The organism is Bacillus sp. OV322 (assembly GCF_900112495.1).
GTDB lineage: Bacteria > Bacillota > Bacilli > Bacillales > DSM-1321 > Peribacillus.
Window position 1 is genome coordinate 208,120 of the sequence record NZ_FOMA01000002.1, and the last position, 18,622, is coordinate 226,741.

Genomic DNA, 18,622 nt, shown 5'->3' on the forward strand with positions numbered 1-18,622 from the left:
AAGCTGGATTTAAATAAAGAAAACTGTGATGAAAGGGAGAGCATACTCTCCCTTTCATTTTGAAATGAAGGAGGAAAAATGATGCGTTTTGATGAAGCATACTCAGGCAATGTATTTATTAAAAGCCATTCTAATTTTGATGAAGCGGAAGCTGTCATTTATGGAATGCCTATGGATTGGACAGTCAGCTACCGTCCAGGCTCAAGGTTTGGACCGACAAGAATCAGGGAGGTTTCTATCGGCCTTGAAGAATACAGTCCATATTTGGACCGTGAGCTTGAGGAAGTAAAGTATTTTGATGCAGGCGATATTCCGCTTCCGTTCGGTAATCCGCAGCGAAGCATAGATATGATTGAAGAGTTTGTAGACAGCGTATTAGAGGCAGGTAAATTTCCGCTAGGCATGGGCGGGGAGCATTTGGTTGCCTGGCCTGTTATGAAGGCTATGTACAAGAAGTATCCGGATCTAGCCATTATCCATATGGATGCCCATACTGATCTTCGTGAAGAGTATGAAGGCGAGCCGCTTTCACATTCTACGCCAATCCGTAAAATTGCTGAGCATATCGGCCCGAAAAACGTATATTCTTTCGGAATCCGCTCCGGCATGAAGGAAGAGTTCCAGTGGGCCAAGGAAAATGGCATGCAGATCTCTAAATTTGAAGTTTTGGAGCCATTGAAAGAAGTGCTTCCTAAACTTGCTGGACGTCCTGTATATGTCACAATTGATATTGATGTACTGGATCCTGCCCATGCTCCTGGCACAGGCACAGTGGATGCAGGCGGAATCACATCAAAAGAGCTTTTAGCATCTATCCATGAAATTGCCCGGTCTGAGGTAAAAGTAGTGGGCTGTGATCTGGTCGAAGTAGCTCCTATTTATGATCCATCCGAACAAACAGCGAATACAGCAAGCAAACTGATTCGTGAAATGATTCTGGGCTGGGTGCAAAAACGATAAAATAGAATGAATAGCGGTTTCAGCGTAGAGCTGGGACCGCTTTTACTTTTAACTAGCCGTTTTGCATTTCGCTTGAATTGGGCATGAATTGGCTCGAATAAAGCCCAGATAGAATCGATTAAAATGGAAGATGAAACATCCTAGCCTGATTTTTTTAAGGCTCTTTTCATAAAGATTGTTGTTTTTTAATGTGTTCTGTGAGGCGATCCCGTTGTTAACTCAGGTTGATTGGAGCGAAAGGTGCGAGACTCCTGCGGGATTAGCGGGAAGGTGAGACCCCGCAGGCGCAGCCGAGGAGGCTCACCGCCCGCCCCGCGGAAAGCGAGCATCCTGGAGCGGAAATCAGCCGCCTTGTTCCATAGCAGCAAAGATTACGAAAGCATTTTTTGTAAAAATAATCCATATTTCAGAGGGGATTTTTATTAGTTAGTAGAAACGTTTATAGAGGTGCGATTGTGTTAAGAATAATTCTCTGATACACGTTTTTGATATAGCTATTTTTCCTCCTTTTTAAAGGCTTGCAGCCTGCTTATTTTTCAGGTGTTGAAACTTGCCCAAAGAATATTTATACTTATAGGGTTATAAGTGTAGTGAGGAAGTGTAAAATTGACTCTTCAGGATAGCGGAAAAAAGAATATAAAGGTTACATTGCAAACAAAAATCAGAAATGGATCTGGAACGGAATCGTATGAATTAATCACCTTTGGAGATATGTTTTTCAAAGCGGGATCTCTTTACCTTCAATATGGTGAAGAAAATGAGTACGGAAAAACGCAGACCACCATTAAATACAAAGGGCACGAAGCACTGCTGCTGAGAAATGGCGCTGTCAAGATGAGGCAGTCATTTGTGCCGGAAGAAACTGCACATGGCCATTATGAAAGTGTATATGGAACATTGGGGATGATCACTCATACAAATTCCATTGAATACCATTGGAATGAAGATGAAAAGGAAGGCAAGCTGGTCCTTAATTATGAATTAACCATGCAGGGCAGTGAAAAAGGATATTATGAAATGACGATTGCATTCAGGGAGGAAGCATGAAATGAACATAGTTGAACAGGTTCAGAGTAAATTAAAGCAGGAAATTAAAAATGCCGCCATCAAGGCTGGCTTGGCGGCGGAGGAACAAATTCCAGGTGTCATTCTGGAGCTTCCGAAAGATAAAACTCATGGAGATTATTCCACAAATATGGCAATGCAGCTGGCCCGTGTGGCCAAGAAAGCACCTCGTGCAATTGCTGAAGCGATTATTGAAAACTTTGACCATTCAAAAGCCTCCATTGAAAAAATTGAAATTGCAGGACCGGGATTTATCAATTTTTATATGAATAATCAGTACCTGACTGAGCTGATTCCTGTTATCTTACAGGCTGGCGATACTTATGGGGAAAGTGATTTTGGAAAAGGGGAAAAAATCCAGGTTGAGTTTGTTTCAGCTAATCCGACAGGAGATCTTCACCTTGGCCATGCCCGCGGAGCAGCGGTAGGCGATTCTCTTTGCAATGTGCTGGACAAAGCAGGTTACGATGTTTCCCGCGAATATTATATCAATGATGCAGGCAATCAGATCAATAACCTTGCCTATTCTGTAGAGGCCCGCTATTTCCAGGCGCTAGGCATGGATAAAGAAATGCCTGAGGACGGATATCATGGTGCAGATATTATTAATATCGGCAAAAAACTTGCAGAAGAATTTGGCGATAAATATGTTCATGAAGATGAAAAAAGCCGTTTTGCTTTTTTCAGAGAATATGGGCTTAAATATGAAATGGGCAAACTTAAGACGGATCTTGAAAACTTCCGTGTTCCTTTTGATGTCTGGTATTCAGAAACATCTCTTTATCAAGACGGCAAAATTGATGAAGCCCTTGCTGAACTTAAGGAAAGAGGCCATATCTATGAACAGGACGGCGCAACCTGGTTCCGTTCTACAGAATTAGGCGATGACAAAGACCGGGTTTTAATCAAGCAGGATGGCTCATATACCTACCTGACTCCGGATATTGCCTATCACCGCAATAAATTGGAACGCGGATTCGATAAGCTTATTAACATCTGGGGTGCCGACCACCACGGCTATATTCCCCGCATGAAGGCGGCAATTGAAGCCCTTGGCTACAGCCGTGACCAGCTTGAGGTCGAAATCATTCAGCTTGTCCACTTATATAAAAACGGCGAGAAAATGAAAATGAGCAAACGGACTGGAAAAGCAGTGACAATGCGCGATTTGATTGAAGAAGTAGGATTGGATTCTGTCCGTTATTTCTTTGCAATGAGAAGCGCCGATACACATATGGATTTTGATTTGGATCTTGCTGTTTCCCAGTCAAATGACAATCCGGTTTATTATGCCCAGTACGCACATGCCCGTATTTCCAGCATCCTGCGCCAAGGTGAGGAGCAGAGCATCCAATTTGATGAAACAGCAGACTTCTCGCTTCTTTCATCTGAAAAAGAAGTAGAGCTTCTGAAAAAACTTGGAGAATTCCCGCAGGCTATTGCAGAAGCTGCAGAAAAACGCATGCCGCATCGAATGACGAATTATATCTTTGATCTGGCTTCTGTATTCCACAGCTTCTACAATGCAGACAAAGTGCTTGATCCCGAAAACATGGATAGAAGCAAAGCACGTCTTTCATTGGTAAAATCTGTACAGATTACACTTAAAAACGCGCTTGCTCTAATCGGAGTTTCTGCACCGGAAAAAATGTAAAGTCATAATTAAAGGCAGCCAAGGCTCTAGAAGAGTATGGCTGCCTTTTTGATTATGCCCCGGGTGTTACTTCCACTCAGCAGATCCGCCCGAGATTCTTTTTACACCTCTGATTTTGGATATGTCGTCAACAAGCTTCAGCATGGCCTGGTCCTTTTTTTTCGCTTCAATCATGAAATCAACATCCTGGTTTAGTGTCCTCAGTGCCTTGATTAGAGGCATAAGAAACTCCAAATCGACAAAGTCGGAATGGGAGCGGAATTCCTTTTCGTTTTTAGGTGATGAAACATGTATTTTAGGTATAAGGCCAGTATGCTCCCAGGTTGCAAAAATATCTGGAAGCAGGTCCCCAAAAGGTTTCTCACCCTGATTAGCCATATAGTGATGATAATCAAAAACCATTCGGATGTTTTCATTTTGGCAGACCTTCAATGTTTCATCCGCAGTATATGTTTTATCGTCGTTTTCCAGAGTCATCTGCTGTTTGACATGAAGGGGCAGTGCTGCAATATTTTCATAAAAGCGTGCTGTTGCCTTTGCTTTGTCACCGTAGGCACCGCCAACATGGATATTAATGACAGATTCTTTCTCCACACCCATGGCATTAAGCATCTCATAATGAAATACCATATCCTTTACAGCATTAGCCGTTATGACAGGGTTTGAACTTGTAAACAGGGTAAATTGGTTAGGGTGGAAGCTGACACGCATGCCATACTGTTTGATGAGGCTTCCAAGCTCTTCCCATTCTTTTTTAAAAGGTGCCACAAAATCCCATTGTACCTCGGGATGTGTGGCAAGCGGTACAATCGAACTGGAAAGGCGATACACTTCAATTTGATGTGCAGCATTATAGAGAAGGATTCTTCGTGTATTCTCAATGTTCTGCAGCGTCACTTCATGCAGTTTATTTATTCTTTCATCTTTTCCGAGCTCGCTGAATCGTTTAAAGGTAAGGGATTTTGCCGGTGAAGCATCCCATAGCAATGTTGCGTTTGCAACGTAGCCAAATCTTATCTTCATGTTGTCCTCCTTACAGTCAGCAGCTGTCACAGGAATGGGGAGAGCATTGCCGCAATCCGTTCCTTAATTTTAATAAAAATCCCCATATTCGCGAGCATATCTTCAGTCAATGGCCGTGACTGCTGTATATCTTCTTCAAGCAGCTTTCGGACAATTGAAATGAATGTCTTATCGTAAATAAGGCAGTTTATTTCCTGATTGAGAAATAGGCTCCTTTTATCAAAATTAGCGGTGCCGATATCACAGATTGTATCATCAGCTAACAGGATTTTTGGATGGTAAAACCCTCTCTGATATTGAAAAATGTGTGCTCCTTCCCTTAGCAGCACCCTAAAATAGGGGTATGCCCCTTCTTTTACAAAAAGGTGATCCGCATTTTTAGGCACAATGATTGTTATCTTTATACCCCTTGCAAGGACTTCCCTTAAACCTTTTAATACTCTTTTGCTCGGTATAAAGTAGGGAGTGCCGATTATTATATGCTTTTTTGCAGAGTTTAAAATTTCCAGCATCAGATCTTCAAGCCCAGCTCCATTGGTTGAAACAAACTGCTGCGGACTCTCTCCTTTGCCAAGCATTGGAAAGTATGCTTCGCGGTTTGTTAAGTCCTCTTTGGAGGAAATATTCCAGTCCTTCAGAAATTGAGTCTGCAGATCCTGCACGCCCTGCCCAGTAATCTTTATATGATAATCACGCCATGGAGATAATTTGGGATTGCCATTCATGTACTCCTTGCCGATGTTAAATCCCCCAAGGTAGCCGATTTTTCCGTCAATAATAGTTATTTTCCTGTGGTTGCGGGTCTGTGATGAATAAAAAATGAAAGGAAATTGCGGAACTGCTGCGAAATAAACATAGACCCCCATTCTCCTCAACTCACGGATAAGCAGCGGACTGATATCCTTGCTTCCAATACGGTCCAGCAATAGACGGACCTCGATGCCGGTTTCCGCTTTTTCCATAAGCAGCTGGAGGAAATCCATGCTGAATGCATCCTTTTTGACCGTGAAAAATTGAATATGAATGCTTTTCTGGGCATGCCTGATATCTTCAAAGAAATCGCCGAAAAAAGATGGGCCATTAGAATAGATGGAAAAACTGCTGTGGCGGAAAGGGAATTTTTCCGCGGTTTTGCCGCATGCCGCATGCTTTTTTCTGCCCAAATTAAAATCTGCTGCCAGCCAGCTGAGGACTCCTATCAGCAAAAGCAGGGCCTTTCCAAGTTTTTTCATGTAAACATCTCCTTAAATCCTCGAATATTATGAGGTTAGTTTGCTCTGTGGCATGATGTCTAATCCCCGTTAAATAACGCAGAAGAGGTTTGGCAGGGTGAATGTGATCAGTCATGATAATTTTTTGAAAAAAAGTATGTAAAAATGAAAAGAATTCGTTGACTGAATGCTCATTCATTATATAATGGAAGTAACAAATATCAGAAAAATTTTACTGTTTCAACTATTGTGGCGGCAGGAGTGCCAGCATCAACAAAGGAGGGCGCAAACATTGAATACATTGCTTTGGATTAACTTAATCGCATTCATTCTTGTAACCGCTTACGCAATCAGCCTGTTTGTTTACTTGATCAAAACGAGAATTGCTTATATTAAGCTAGGGAAAAAAGTGGAATTCGATAACCGTGTCAAAGAAAGACTGGAGAAAATTTGGGTGTATGTATTTGGCCAAAAGAAGCTTTTGAAGGATAAGAAAAGCGGAGCGATTCATGTGATGTTTTTCTATGGATTCATTTTGGTTCAGTTTGGTGCGATTGATTTCATTATCAAGGGAATTTCCCCAGGCTCGCATTTGCCGTTTGGGCCAGTATATCCAGCTTTTACGTTTTTTCAGGAAATTGTAACGCTTGTCATTCTTGTTGCAGTAGTATGGGCTTTTTACCGCAGATATATTGAAAAGTTAGTCCGCTTGAAAAGAGGTTTTAAGGCAGGTTTAGTATTGATTTTCATCGGCGGGCTTATGGTATCTGTCCTGCTCGGGAATGGAATGGGCCTAATCTGGCACAATGAAGCTGCTTCCTGGTCTGAACCTGTTGCCTCAGGCATTGCATCTTTAACCAGATGGATGGGGCATTCAGCTGCTATTACCGTTTTCTATATAGCCTGGTGGATGCACTTAATCTTTTTATTATCCTTCCTGGTTTATGTTCCTCAGTCCAAGCACGCGCATTTAATTGCCGGACCGGCGAATGTTTATCTCAATCGCATGGATAACCCGGGCAAGTTAAAGGCGGTAGATTTTGAAGATGAGTCACAGGAGTCATTTGGTGCCGGAAGAATTGAAGACTTTACTCAATACCAATTAATTGATCTTTATGCTTGTGTGGAATGCGGACGCTGTACAAATATGTGTCCGGCAACCGGCACAGGCAAAATGCTATCGCCGATGGATATCATTATTAAAATGCGTGACCATCTAACAAACACAGGAGCAGTGGTTACAGCTAAGCAGCCATGGGTTCCGTCCTTTGTATTCGGACATACAAAGGGAAATCAGCTGGCTCTTGCCGGAGCCCAGGAAGGTGTCCAGGAGTCAGCTGCTGCGACAGAGATTTATAACCCGAGCCTGATAGGAGAAGTCATTACCGAAGAAGAGCTTTGGGCATGCACGACCTGCCGGAATTGCGAAGATCAGTGTCCGGTCATGAACGAGCATGTTGATAAAATCATCGATATGCGCCGCTATCTGGTGCTTACGGAAGGAAAAATGAACCCCGATGCACAGCGAGCCATGCAGAATATTGAGCGCCAAGGCAACCCATGGGGATTGAACCGCAAGGAAAAAGAAGACTGGAGAGAAATAAGGGACGATGTCCATATTCCGACAGTCAAAGAAATGAAAAAGGCTGATGAGGAATTTGAGTATCTGTTCTGGGTTGGTTCCATGGGATCTTACGACAACCGCAGCCAAAAGATTGCCTTGTCTTTTGCAAGATTGCTCAATGAGGCGGGTGTGAAGTTTGCCATTCTCGGCAACAAGGAGAAAAACTCTGGAGATACACCTCGCCGTCTGGGCAATGAATTCATCTTCCAGGAGCTTGCTGCCAAAAACATCGAGGAGTTCCAGAAGAATGAAGTGAAGAAGATCGTAACCATTGATCCTCATGCTTATAATATATTTAAAAATGAATATCCTGACTTTGGGCTTGAGGCTGAAGTATATCACCATACCGAGCTTTTGGCACAGCTTGTCAACGATGGTCTTCTTACTCCAAAGCACGCGGTAAATGAAACCATCACGTTCCATGATTCGTGTTACCTTGGCCGATACAATGAGGTTTATGATGCCCCTAGGGATATCTTGAAATCCATTCCAGGTGTTAAGCTTGTCGAAATGGAACGAAACCGTGAAAAGGGAATGTGCTGCGGAGCGGGCGGCGGATTGATGTGGATGGAAGAGGAAACCGGAAACCGTATCAATGTAGCCCGAACTGAGCAGGCACTCCAAGTGAACCCATCAGTCATCAGCTCCGGCTGCCCTTACTGCCTGACAATGATAACAGATGGTACAAAAGCGAAGGAAGTAGAAGAAGACGTAAAAACGTATGATGTCGCAGAGTTATTGGAGAAATCCGTAATCGGCGAAGGAAAAAGCATGGCTTCATAAATTAAGACAGTCACAAAACGATAGATTTTAATACAAAATGAAGGCCTGTTTCTAAAAATAATATTTTTATTTTGGAAGCAGGCTTTTTATTTAATCCAGCTCCTGCGCCTAGCCTCTCGAGGTCATAAGTCACCTCAGAATTGAAGGCAAAGAGCACCTTCTATTCTGAGGCGTCTTATGCTGGTCGAGGCTACCAAGGCGCTTATGCTTTTTATACTTTATTATTTAAATTTTTCTTTATATTGTGTAAACTGTAGTAAAGCGCTTACATTTGATGAGTTTTTTTGGCTGGATTTCGAGCGAGCGTTCAGTCAACGCTTGCTAATCGGCTAATCTTAGAATTTTCGGCTGGATGAGAGAAAAAATGGATTGAAATTAGAGGAGGAACCCATTATGGCTAAAACAGTTATTGTCAGCGGAGTGAGAACACCATTTGGAAAATTTGGCGGAGGATTAAGCAGTTTTACAGCATCAGAGCTTGGAGGATTTGCCATTAAAGAGGCATTGGAGCGTGCCGGTATTTCAGGCAGCCAGGTAGATGAAGTAATCATGGGGAATGTTCTTCAGGCAGGACAGGGGCAAATTCCTTCCAGGCAGGCAGCTAAGCATGCAGGCATTCCTTGGGAAGTTAAAACAGAAACGATCAATAAGGTGTGTGCATCTGGGCTAAGAAGCGTGACGCTTGCGGATCAGATTATCCGTCTTGGAGATGAAGAGATTATTGTTGCAGGCGGCATGGAATCTATGAGTAATGCGCCGTATTTCCTTCCGAAAGCCAGATGGGGGCTTCGTATGGGAGATGCTCCTTTGAAGGATTTGATGATCCATGACGGCCTAAGCTGCAGCTTTACGGGTGTCCACATGGGAACCTATGGAAACAGCACGGCGGAAGAACTTGGACTGACAAGAGAGGAACAGGATGATTGGTCATATAGAAGCCATCAAAGGGCCATTTCTGCAATAGAGGTAGGAATCTTTGCAGAGGAAATTGTCCCTGTAACAGTTCCTGTCCGAAAGGGAGAGCCGGTTATCGTCGAGCATGATGAAGCACCCCGCAGAGACACTTCTGTTGAAAAGCTTGCGAAGCTTGGGCCAGCATTTAATAACGAAGGCAGCATAACAGCCGGAAATGCTCCGGGAGTGAATGACGGTGCCGGGGCGCTTGTATTGATGAGTGAGGAACGTGCCCAAAAAGAAGGGAAAAAGCCAAAGGCATATATTATCGGCCATGCCGAGGTAGCTGTTGAAGCGAAGGATTTTCCGAAAACTCCAGGGCTGGTGATTAACGCCATTTTAGAAAAAACAGGGAAGAAATTAGAGGAAATTGACCTTTTTGAAATAAATGAAGCATTTGCCGCAGTTGCTCTTGCAAGCGGAAAGCTGGCCAGCACAGATCCTGAAAAAGTCAATGTGAATGGCGGGGCAGTTGCGCTTGGGCATCCAATCGGAGCAAGCGGAGCAAGAATTATCATTACCTTGATGCATGAATTAAAGCGCCGGGGCGGCGGAATTGGAATAGCGGCAATCTGCAGCGGAGGCGGGCAGGGAGATGCCATTATGATTGAGGTCCCGAAAGGCTGATTGTAAGCATAATTGAACGACTATAAAGCTGCATGATGTAAATCCACTCGTTTTTAAGGAGGCATATCTATGAATATTAATAAAGTTATGGTGATAGGGGCAGGGCAAATGGGATCGGGAATTGCCCAGGTCTTTGCCATGAGCGGCTATCAAGTGATTCTGCATGACCTGAAGCCTGAGTTTGCAGAAAAAGGCTTATCAGTTATCGAAAAAAACCTGACTCGCCAAACCTCAAAAGGAAAAATGACAGAGGAAGATCGAGATAAGGCGCTATCCCATCTTGAACTGTCCTCAGATCTGCAAAATGCGCAGCATGCTGATCTCGTCATAGAGGCAGCCATTGAGAACATGGACATCAAGACAAAGCTTTTCTCAGAACTGGACAAAATTGCTCCAGAGCATGCGATTTTAGCTACTAATACATCTTCCCTTCCAATTACTGAAATTGCTGCTGCCACAACAAGGCCGGAGAAGGTAATCGGCATGCATTTCATGAATCCTGTTCCTGTTATGAAGCTCGTGGAAATCATTCGCGGCCTGGCTACTGCAGATGATGTCTACACGCTTATTCATGAAACAGCTCTATCGCTAAAAAAGGTTCCTGTTGAAGTAAATGACTTTCCGGGGTTTGTTTCCAACAGGATCTTAATGCCGATGATCAATGAAGCGGTTTACACCTTATATGAAGGCGTCGCATCAAAAGAGGCGATCGATGATGTGATGAAGCTTGGAATGAACCATCCGATGGGACCGCTTACACTAGCTGACTTTATCGGATTGGATACCTGTTTATATATCATGGAGACTTTGCATGAAGGGTTTGGGGATGACAAATACCGTCCTTGCCCGCTGCTGAGGAAATACGTAAAAGCTGGATGGCTTGGCAAAAAAACTGGCCGCGGTTTCTATAACTATAACGAACAGGCATAGAGTTTGCATCTGAGGGAGGCAAGTATGAACTTTCAATTAAATGAAGAACAAAACATGATGCGGAAAATGGTGCGGGATTTTGCTAAGAAGGAAATCGAGCCGTTTATAGAGGAAATGGAAGCGGGTGTGTTTCCAAGATCAATCGTTAAAAGAATGGGTGAGTTAGGCCTGATGGGGATTCCAATTCCAGAAGAGTATGGCGGAGCTGGAATGGATTATATGTCGTATATTATTGCGATTCATGAAATCTCGAAGGTAAGCCCTACAGTCGGTGTTATTCTTTCTGTCCATACCTCTGTAGGAACGTACCCGATTCTTTATTTTGGCACAGACGAGCAAAAGAAAAGGTTCGTTCCAAAGCTTGCTTCAGGGGAATATCTTGGCGCGTTTGCTTTGACTGAGCCAAGTGCCGGATCTGATGCAGCCAACCTGAAGACGAGGGCATTAAAAGAAGACGGCCATTACAGGCTTAACGGCTCCAAGGCATTTATTACAAATGGCGGGGAAGCTGACATTTACATTGTTTTTGCCTCAACAAGCCCTTCAGATAAAAGCAGGGGAATTTCAGCGTTCATTGTAGAAAAAGACACACCAGGGCTAATCATCGGAAAAGATGAACATAAAATGGGCCTGCTTGGCTCAAGGACTGTCCAGCTTACATTTGAAGATATGAGAGTGCCTGCAGGGAATATGCTTGGAGATGAAGGCGACGGCTATAAGATTGCCATGGCCAATCTGAATGCAGGAAGAATAGGCATTGCCACCCAGGCACTCGGCATTGCCGAGGGGGCATACGAATATGCAGTTCAGTATGCGAAAGAGCGTGTGCAGTTCGGAAAACCAATATCCTATCTTCAGGGAGTGGGCTTTAAGCTTGCAGAAATGGCCACAAGTGTTGAAGCGGCAAGGCTGCTTGTTTATCATGCGGCATATTTAAGATCCCAAGGTTTGCCTTGCGGAAAAGAAGCCTCCATGGCAAAGCTTTTTGCCTCAAGAACAGCAGTGGAGGTTACAAGCGAAGCTGTTCAGGTGTATGGAGGTTACGGCTATACAAAGGATTATCCGGTTGAAAGGTACTTCCGGGACGCTAAAATCACAGAAATCTATGAAGGCACCAGTGAAATACAGCGAATTGTGATCAGTAAGCATCTGTAGAACGGTGACTAAAGCTAAAATTATGATAATGGGGGACTTTTAGATGCAATTCAAACTAACAGAAGAACATGAAATGATTCGTAAAATGGTACGTGATTTTGCAAGGAATGAAGTGGCCCCGACAGCGGCGGAACGTGATGAAGAAGAAAGATTCGATCGTGAAATTTTCGATAAAATGGCTGAACTGGGATTGACAGGCATTCCATGGCCGGAGGAATACGGCGGCATAGGCAGTGACTTTCTTGCCTATTGCATTGCAGTTGAAGAGCTTTCACGTGTATGTGCCTCTACAGGAGTGACTCTATCAGCACACACGTCGCTTGCTGGATGGCCCATCTATAAATTCGGTTCTGAAGAACAAAAACAAAAATATCTCCGTCCTATGGCACAGGGAGAAAAAATCGGTGCTTACGGACTGACAGAACCGGGCTCAGGCTCGGATGCAGGCGGCATGAGAACGACTGCCAGGCTGGATGGAGATCATTATGTCCTAAATGGATCGAAAATTTTTATCACAAATGGCGGCATTGCCGATACCTATGTGGTGTTTGCCCTTACTGACCCGGAATCCAAACAAAAAGGCACGAGTGCGTTTATCGTGGAAAAAGATTTTGCAGGATTCAGTGTCGGCAAAAAAGAAAAGAAACTCGGCATCCGTTCATCACCGACAACTGAGATTATTTTTGAAGATTGCAGAGTGCCGAAGGAAAACCTTCTTGGAAAAGAGGGTGAAGGCTTTAAAATTGCGATGATGACTCTTGACGGCGGAAGAAACGGAATTGCGGCCCAAGCGGTTGGAATAGCTCAAGGTGCATTAGATGCGGCCATAGATTATGCAAAGGAACGCGAGCAATTCGGCAAGCCGATTGCAGCACAGCAGGGGATTGGCTTTAAGCTTGCAGAAATGGCCACGAGCGTTGAAGCTTCAAGGCTATTGACCTATCAGGCAGCATGGCTTGAATCTGAAGGGCTTCCTTACGGAAAGGAATCGGCTATGTCTAAATTATTCGCAGGTGATGCGGCCATGAAGGTTACTACGGAAGCGGTCCAGGTGTTCGGAGGCTATGGCTATACGAAAGACTATCCGGTAGAACGCTATATGAGAGATGCAAAAATCACACAAATCTATGAAGGCACTCAAGAAATCCAAAAGCTTGTTATCTCAAGAATGATCACAAAATAACATCTATTTTAAGTGAAACTTCTGCCAGCGGAAGTTTCACTGTTTAGCTAATGCCGCATGTTTAACGCCTTGGAGATTCATTTTAGGCCGTTTTTAGAGAAAGAGGCATCTATCAAGGCTGAAGGTGGTGCTGTATGAAAAAGAGAGAAGTTCATGCCTCTGTCAAAGATGAGCGCCTCGTCAGTATGAGACGAAATCAAATGATCAAGGGCGCCGTAACACTGTTTAAGGAAAAAGGATTTCACAGGACCACAACGCGCGAAATTGCAAAAGCATCCGGTTTTAGTATCGGTACTCTTTATGAGTACATACGTACAAAGGAAGATGTGCTGTATCTTGTATGCGATTTCATCTATGACGAGGTCAAAGAAAGGCTGCAGAAGGAATTGGAATATAATAGCGGCACCATTGAAAGCCTGAAGCGGACAATTTCTTACTTTTTTCAAGTGATGGATGATATGCAGGATGAAGTGCTTGTGATGTATCAGGAGGTTAAATCCTTAACAAGGGATGCGCTGCCATATGTTCTGAATAAGGAGCTTGAGATGGTGGGGATGTTTGAGAAGGTCATTACCCGATGTGTGGAAAATGGCGAGCTTCAATTATCAGAACAGCAAATAAAAATCGTTTCCCACAACATATTTGTGCAGGGACAAATGTGGAGTTTCCGGAGATGGGCTCTCCATAAACTGTTTTCGCTAGAGGAGTACATTGAACTTCAGACTGAAATGATGATCAAGGGTTTATTTTTAAAAAATGCAGATTCGGAATTTTACCCTAAGGAGGGGCAAAATGAGCACAGTGGAAGCTTATAAACCAAAAAATCATATTCGTTTTGTCACGGCCTCGAGTTTATTTGATGGTCATGATGCTTCAATTAACATTATGAGAAGAATCCTTCAATCAAGCGGGGCGGAGGTCATCCATCTTGGACATAACCGTTCTGTTGAAGAGGTTGTCAGCGCCGCTATCCAGGAAGATGTGCAGGGCATTGCCATGTCTTCCTACCAAGGCGGGCATGTTGAGTATTTTAAATATATGTATGACCTTCTAAAAGAGCGGGGCGCCTCGCACATCCGCATCTACGGAGGAGGCGGAGGCGTTATCATTCCACGTGAAATCCAGGAACTTCATGAATATGGGATTGCCCGTATTTTTTCTCCAGAGGATGGAAGGACAAACGGGCTTCAGGGCATGATTAATAAAATGCTTGAGGAATGTGACTTCCCGACAGTCAATACCTCTATTTCCGGACAGCTCGAGGAACTTAAATCAGGCAATACAGGTGCTGTAGCCAGATTTATAACACTAGCTGAAAACCGGCTGGATGCCGCTGATGAAACAGCAGCTGCTGCTGAAGGTCTTCTTGAGCAAATTAAGAATGCAGCTAATCAAGTTCCTGTTATCGGTATTACAGGAACAGGCGGTGCCGGAAAAAGTTCATTAACGGATGAACTGATCCGCAGGTTCATTAATGAGATTCCCGAGAAAACCGTAGCCATCCTCTCCATTGATCCAACCAAGCAAAAAACCGGCGGAGCACTACTTGGCGACCGCATCCGCATGAATGCTATTTTCTCAAACCGGGTTTATATGAGAAGTCTTGCAACACGCCATTCCAAAAGCGAGCTTTCCCTTGCCATCAGGGATGCCATTTCAGTAGTAAAAGCTGCAGGCTATGATCTTGTTATCGTAGAGACGAGCGGTATCGGCCAGGGTGACGCGGAAATAGCTGATATCTGCGATGTTTCATTGTATGTGATGACAAGTGAGTTTGGGGCTCCTTCACAGCTTGAAAAAATCGACATGATTGATTATGCCGATTTGATTGTCATTAATAAGTATGAGCGCAAAGGATCTGAAGATGCGAAAAGCCAGGTTCAAAAGCAATACCAGAGAAGCCATGTACTTTTTGATGAAGATCCTGGCCGGATGCCTGTTTATGGGACCATTGCTTCGCAGTTTAATGATGCGGGCACCAACGCACTATTTGCTGCATTGGTGGAAAAGGTAAATGAAAAAACGGGAACAAATTGGAGCACATCTTTCTCCAAGGATGCTGATGTTCAAAAGCAGAACATGATTATTCCAAATGACCGAAGATATTATCTGCGTGAAATTGCTGAAGCGATAAGGAACTATCATAAGCAGTCACAGCAGCAGTCACAAGTGGCGAGACGGATCTTTCAGCTGGAGGGTGCCATTGCTGCGGTTAGAGAGCAGGGAAACAGTGAAAGTATCATTCAATCTCTGGAATCACTAAAAGAAGAGACGGCTTCCGGACTGAGTGCAGAATCAAGGAGAATCCTGAAGGAATGGCCATCGTTTAAAGAAAAGTATTCCGGTGACCGCCTAGTTACAAAGATTCGTGACAAGGAGATTGTCACAGAGCTAAAAACAAAAAGCCTTTCAGGCCTCCTTATACCAAAGGTTTCTCTTCCGCGCTATGCAGATTATGGCGAAATTCTGAGCTGGGTGTACCGTGAAAATGTACCGGGCTATTTCCCTTATACAGCGGGTGTATTTCCGTTTAAACGAGAGGGAGAGGATCCGAAGAGGCAGTTTGCCGGCGAAGGCTCTCCGGACCGGACTAACAAACGGTTCCACTATCTTTCAAAGGATGACAATGCAAAACGGCTGAGCACAGCATTTGATTCTGTAACGCTTTACGGAGAGGACCCGGATTACAGGCCGGATATTTACGGAAAGGTTGGAGAAAGCGGCGTCAGCATCTGTACACTGGATGATATGAAAAAGCTCTATGCAGGATTTGACCTTTGCCATCCTTCAACTTCAGTATCCATGACCATCAACGGCCCGGCACCAATCATTCTGGCCATGTATATGAACACAGCTATTGAGCAGCAGGTGGAGAAGAAAGAGGCCGAGCTTGGACGGAAGCTGACGGAAACGGAATTTGCAGAGGTGAAGGCCTTCACGCTTCAAACAGTCAGAGGGACAGTCCAGGCAGATATCCTGAAGGAAGATCAGGGGCAAAACACATGTATCTTTTCTACTGAATTTGCGCTGAGAATGATGGGAGATATCCAGGAATACTTTATCAATCAGAAAGTGCGGAATTATTATTCTGTCTCTATTTCCGGCTATCATATTGCTGAAGCAGGCGCAAACCCGATATCCCAATTGGCCTTTACACTGGCAAATGGATTTACGTATGTGGAATATTACTTAAGCAGAGGCATGAATATTGATGACTTTGCTCCAAATCTATCATTCTTCTTTTCGAACGGCCTTGATCCGGAATACAGTGTAATCGGCCGTGTGGCGCGCAGAATCTGGGCTACAGTGATGAAGAATAAATACGGAGCGAATGAGCGGAGCCAGAAGCTGAAATATCATATCCAGACCTCTGGGCGTTCCCTGCATGCTCAGGAGATTGATTTCAACGATATCAGAACCACTCTCCAGGCTCTGATGGCCCTTCAGGACAATTGTAATTCACTTCATACAAATGCTTATGATGAAGCCATTACAACTCCTACAGAGGAATCAGTGCGGCGGGCGATGGCCATCCAGATGATCATTACAAAAGAGCATGGCCTGTCCAAGAACGAAAACCCGCTTCAGGGATCATTTATCATGGAAGAACTGACAGATCTGGTGGAAGAGGCCGTGCTTCAGGAATTTGACCGGATCAATGACAGAGGCGGAGTTCTTGGGGCAATGGAAACCCAATATCAGCGCGGGAAAATTCAGGATGAATCCATGCATTATGAAATGAAAAAGCATTCCGGGGAACTTCCGATCATCGGGGTGAACACCTATCTTAATCCAAACCCTCCCTCTGAAGAAGCGATGAACTCAATGGAAATTGCCCGTGCGACGCGGGAGGAAAAGGAAATGCAAATCACCAATTTGCGTAATTTCCAAAATGCAAACAGCAGCCAGTATGAAGAGTCGATAAAAAGATTGAAAGCAGCTGCCGTACAGGGTGAAAATATCTTTGCCGAATTGATGGATTGCGTAAAAACAGCAAGCCTTGGCCAAATCACGCATGCCCTCTATGAGGTTGGCGGCCAGTACAGAAGGAATATGTAAAAAGCCATGTAAGTGCCGGCTAAAAAAGTGCGGAGTCCGGCATTGAAGCAGAAAACGGACATCTGCAGCTAAAATCATCAGGTAATTCCAAGTAAACTATATCGATAGAAAAAGCAGTGGAAATTGACTTTCCATTGCTTTTTTTAGACTCTATTAATGTTCTATGTGTTTGTTTGCCCATTGCTGATCTGCCTGCATTGTTTGCAGGCGCCTGAAGCGAAAATAATTACAAGAGGTGCGGAGCCTTACTTATAAAAACCGGGCGATGAGGCAAGAATGAAGATTCAGCATAAACAATTTGGATGGAATGAAGGGTATTGTCCCCATTTAAAGGTGCGGAAAATCACTGAAAGATTAAGATAGAACTAGCATAAACACGATTATATTGTTTATAATGATAAATATGCCTTGAAAATGGGCGAAGAATGGCAGAAATTATATCTTGTATATTATTTTTTATGCAGAAAACATATAGGCTGTTGGAATAGAGAAAGGACGTGCTGGTTTTGAGTTTGAAAAATTTCACAAAAGAGCAAATAAAAGAAATGTCTTTAATAGAAATGACCTATGAATTGCTTGTTGAAAGAAATGAACCATTATCTTTTTCAGATATTATGGCAGAGCTGACTGCTCTTCAAGGAATGAGCAAAGCGGAGAAAGAACGCAAAATTTCACAGTTTTATACAGATTTGAATGTGGATGGCCGCTTTACATCACTTGGAGACTACCGCTGGGGATTGAAAACCTGGTATCCATTCGACCAGATTGAAGAGGAAGTAGTTCATACAGCTAAGCCTAAGAAGAAAAAAGGCAAAAAAGCTGCTGTTGCAGATGATGACTTCGATGAGCTGGAGGATGAAGATCTGGACTTTGAAGAAGATATTGATGATTTAGACGAAGATGAAGATGATCTTCTGGATGATGGCCTCGATGAGGATGAAGATGACGATCTTTTAGAAGATGATGATGAAGATGAAGAAGATATTGACGAAGACATTATTGAAGATGAAGAGTTTGATATCGACGAAGATGATGAAGAAGATGAAGACGAAGAAGATTTGGATGATGAGGAAAAAGAAAAATAAGAAGTGCTTGACTTTTATCATCGAAATTTGTAGAATCATTTTTGGGCTCCTTAAAAAAGGACACGTTGATAAATTATACCGCTCCCTTACTTTTGTAAGCGGAGCGTTTTTGTTTTTCAATATAAGATAAGCAGAAATAGCATGGCTAATCAAATGATGGATGAATGACTGATACATTCAAAAAACATCATTTTTTTGTTTTTTAGAAATGAATTCTCTTTTTATGGAAAAACTATTTGAGAATTCATAATCGGTTTCTTAAGAACAGTCTTTTTTTGGAACAGGCAATCATGGAAAAACTTGAAGGGG

At 43.5% G+C, this 18,622-nt stretch carries 13 protein-coding genes; 11 read left to right on the top strand and 2 right to left on the bottom strand.

Annotation, left to right across the window (positions count from 1 at the left end; all coding sequences use genetic code 11):
- The first annotated feature begins 81 nt into the window (after positions 1-81).
- The 3 genes from speB to argS all read left to right on the top strand — a co-directional run bounded on the left by speB (position 82) and on the right by argS (position 3,679).
- Positions 82-960: an agmatinase gene (gene speB / locus BM126_RS05455; RefSeq protein ID WP_090988585.1), complete on the top strand. Its 879-nt coding sequence runs from the start codon at positions 82-84 to the stop codon at positions 958-960.
- 606 nt (positions 961-1,566) lie between these two features.
- Positions 1,567-2,007 carry a YwiB family protein gene (locus tag BM126_RS05460; RefSeq protein WP_090988586.1) on the top strand — a complete coding sequence of 147 codons (441 nt, stop codon included), beginning with the start codon at positions 1,567-1,569 and terminating at the stop codon, positions 2,005-2,007.
- Between the two features lies 1 nt (position 2,008).
- Positions 2,009-3,679, top strand: coding sequence for an arginine--tRNA ligase (gene argS / locus BM126_RS05465; protein ID WP_090988587.1), 1,671 nt, complete (start codon positions 2,009-2,011; stop codon positions 3,677-3,679).
- A gap of 66 nt (positions 3,680-3,745) precedes the next feature.
- Here the strand turns inward: argS and uvsE are convergent, their stop codons facing one another.
- Entirely contained in the window at positions 3,746-4,702 is a 957-nt protein-coding gene (gene uvsE, locus BM126_RS05470) for a UV DNA damage repair endonuclease UvsE (RefSeq protein WP_090988588.1), read from the bottom strand.
- A 26-nt stretch (positions 4,703-4,728) separates the two neighbouring features.
- Complete coding sequence (gene cls, locus BM126_RS05475) at positions 4,729-5,934, bottom strand: cardiolipin synthase (RefSeq protein WP_090988589.1); 1,206 nt, start codon at positions 5,932-5,934, stop codon at positions 4,729-4,731.
- A gap of 271 nt (positions 5,935-6,205) precedes the next feature.
- On the opposite strand from cls, the gene BM126_RS05480 reads away from it, so the two are divergent.
- The 8 genes from BM126_RS05480 (at position 6,206) to rpoE (ending at position 18,313) form a co-directional block, all read left to right on the top strand.
- A complete protein-coding gene (locus BM126_RS05480; RefSeq protein ID WP_090988590.1) occupies positions 6,206-8,320 on the top strand; it encodes a (Fe-S)-binding protein in 2,115 nt (704 codons plus the stop codon).
- A 393-nt stretch (positions 8,321-8,713) separates the two neighbouring features.
- Complete coding sequence (locus tag BM126_RS05485) at positions 8,714-9,901, top strand: acetyl-CoA C-acetyltransferase (RefSeq protein ID WP_090988591.1); 1,188 nt, start codon at positions 8,714-8,716, stop codon at positions 9,899-9,901.
- 69 nt (positions 9,902-9,970) lie between these two features.
- Positions 9,971-10,831 (top strand): 3-hydroxybutyryl-CoA dehydrogenase, encoded by an 861-nt coding sequence (locus BM126_RS05490; protein ID WP_090988592.1) that lies wholly within the window; start codon positions 9,971-9,973, stop codon positions 10,829-10,831.
- A gap of 24 nt (positions 10,832-10,855) precedes the next feature.
- Positions 10,856-11,986: an acyl-CoA dehydrogenase gene (locus tag BM126_RS05495; RefSeq protein WP_090988593.1), complete on the top strand. Its 1,131-nt coding sequence runs from the start codon at positions 10,856-10,858 to the stop codon at positions 11,984-11,986.
- 43 nt (positions 11,987-12,029) lie between these two features.
- On the top strand, positions 12,030-13,169 hold the full coding sequence (locus BM126_RS05500; protein WP_090988594.1) for an acyl-CoA dehydrogenase: 1,140 nt from the start codon (positions 12,030-12,032) through the stop codon (positions 13,167-13,169).
- Between the two features lie 134 nt (positions 13,170-13,303).
- Positions 13,304-13,984: a TetR/AcrR family transcriptional regulator gene (locus BM126_RS05505; RefSeq protein ID WP_090988595.1), complete on the top strand. Its 681-nt coding sequence runs from the start codon at positions 13,304-13,306 to the stop codon at positions 13,982-13,984.
- Positions 13,962-17,228: a fused isobutyryl-CoA mutase/GTPase IcmF gene (icmF, locus tag BM126_RS05510; RefSeq protein WP_090988596.1), complete on the top strand. Its 3,267-nt coding sequence runs from the start codon at positions 13,962-13,964 to the stop codon at positions 17,226-17,228. The genes BM126_RS05505 and icmF overlap by 23 nt, the downstream gene beginning before the upstream one ends.
- Before the next feature lie 497 nt (positions 17,229-17,725).
- Positions 17,726-18,313: a DNA-directed RNA polymerase subunit delta gene (gene rpoE / locus BM126_RS05515; RefSeq protein ID WP_371261409.1), complete on the top strand. Its 588-nt coding sequence runs from the start codon at positions 17,726-17,728 to the stop codon at positions 18,311-18,313.
- The last annotated feature ends 309 nt before the right edge of the window (positions 18,314-18,622 follow it).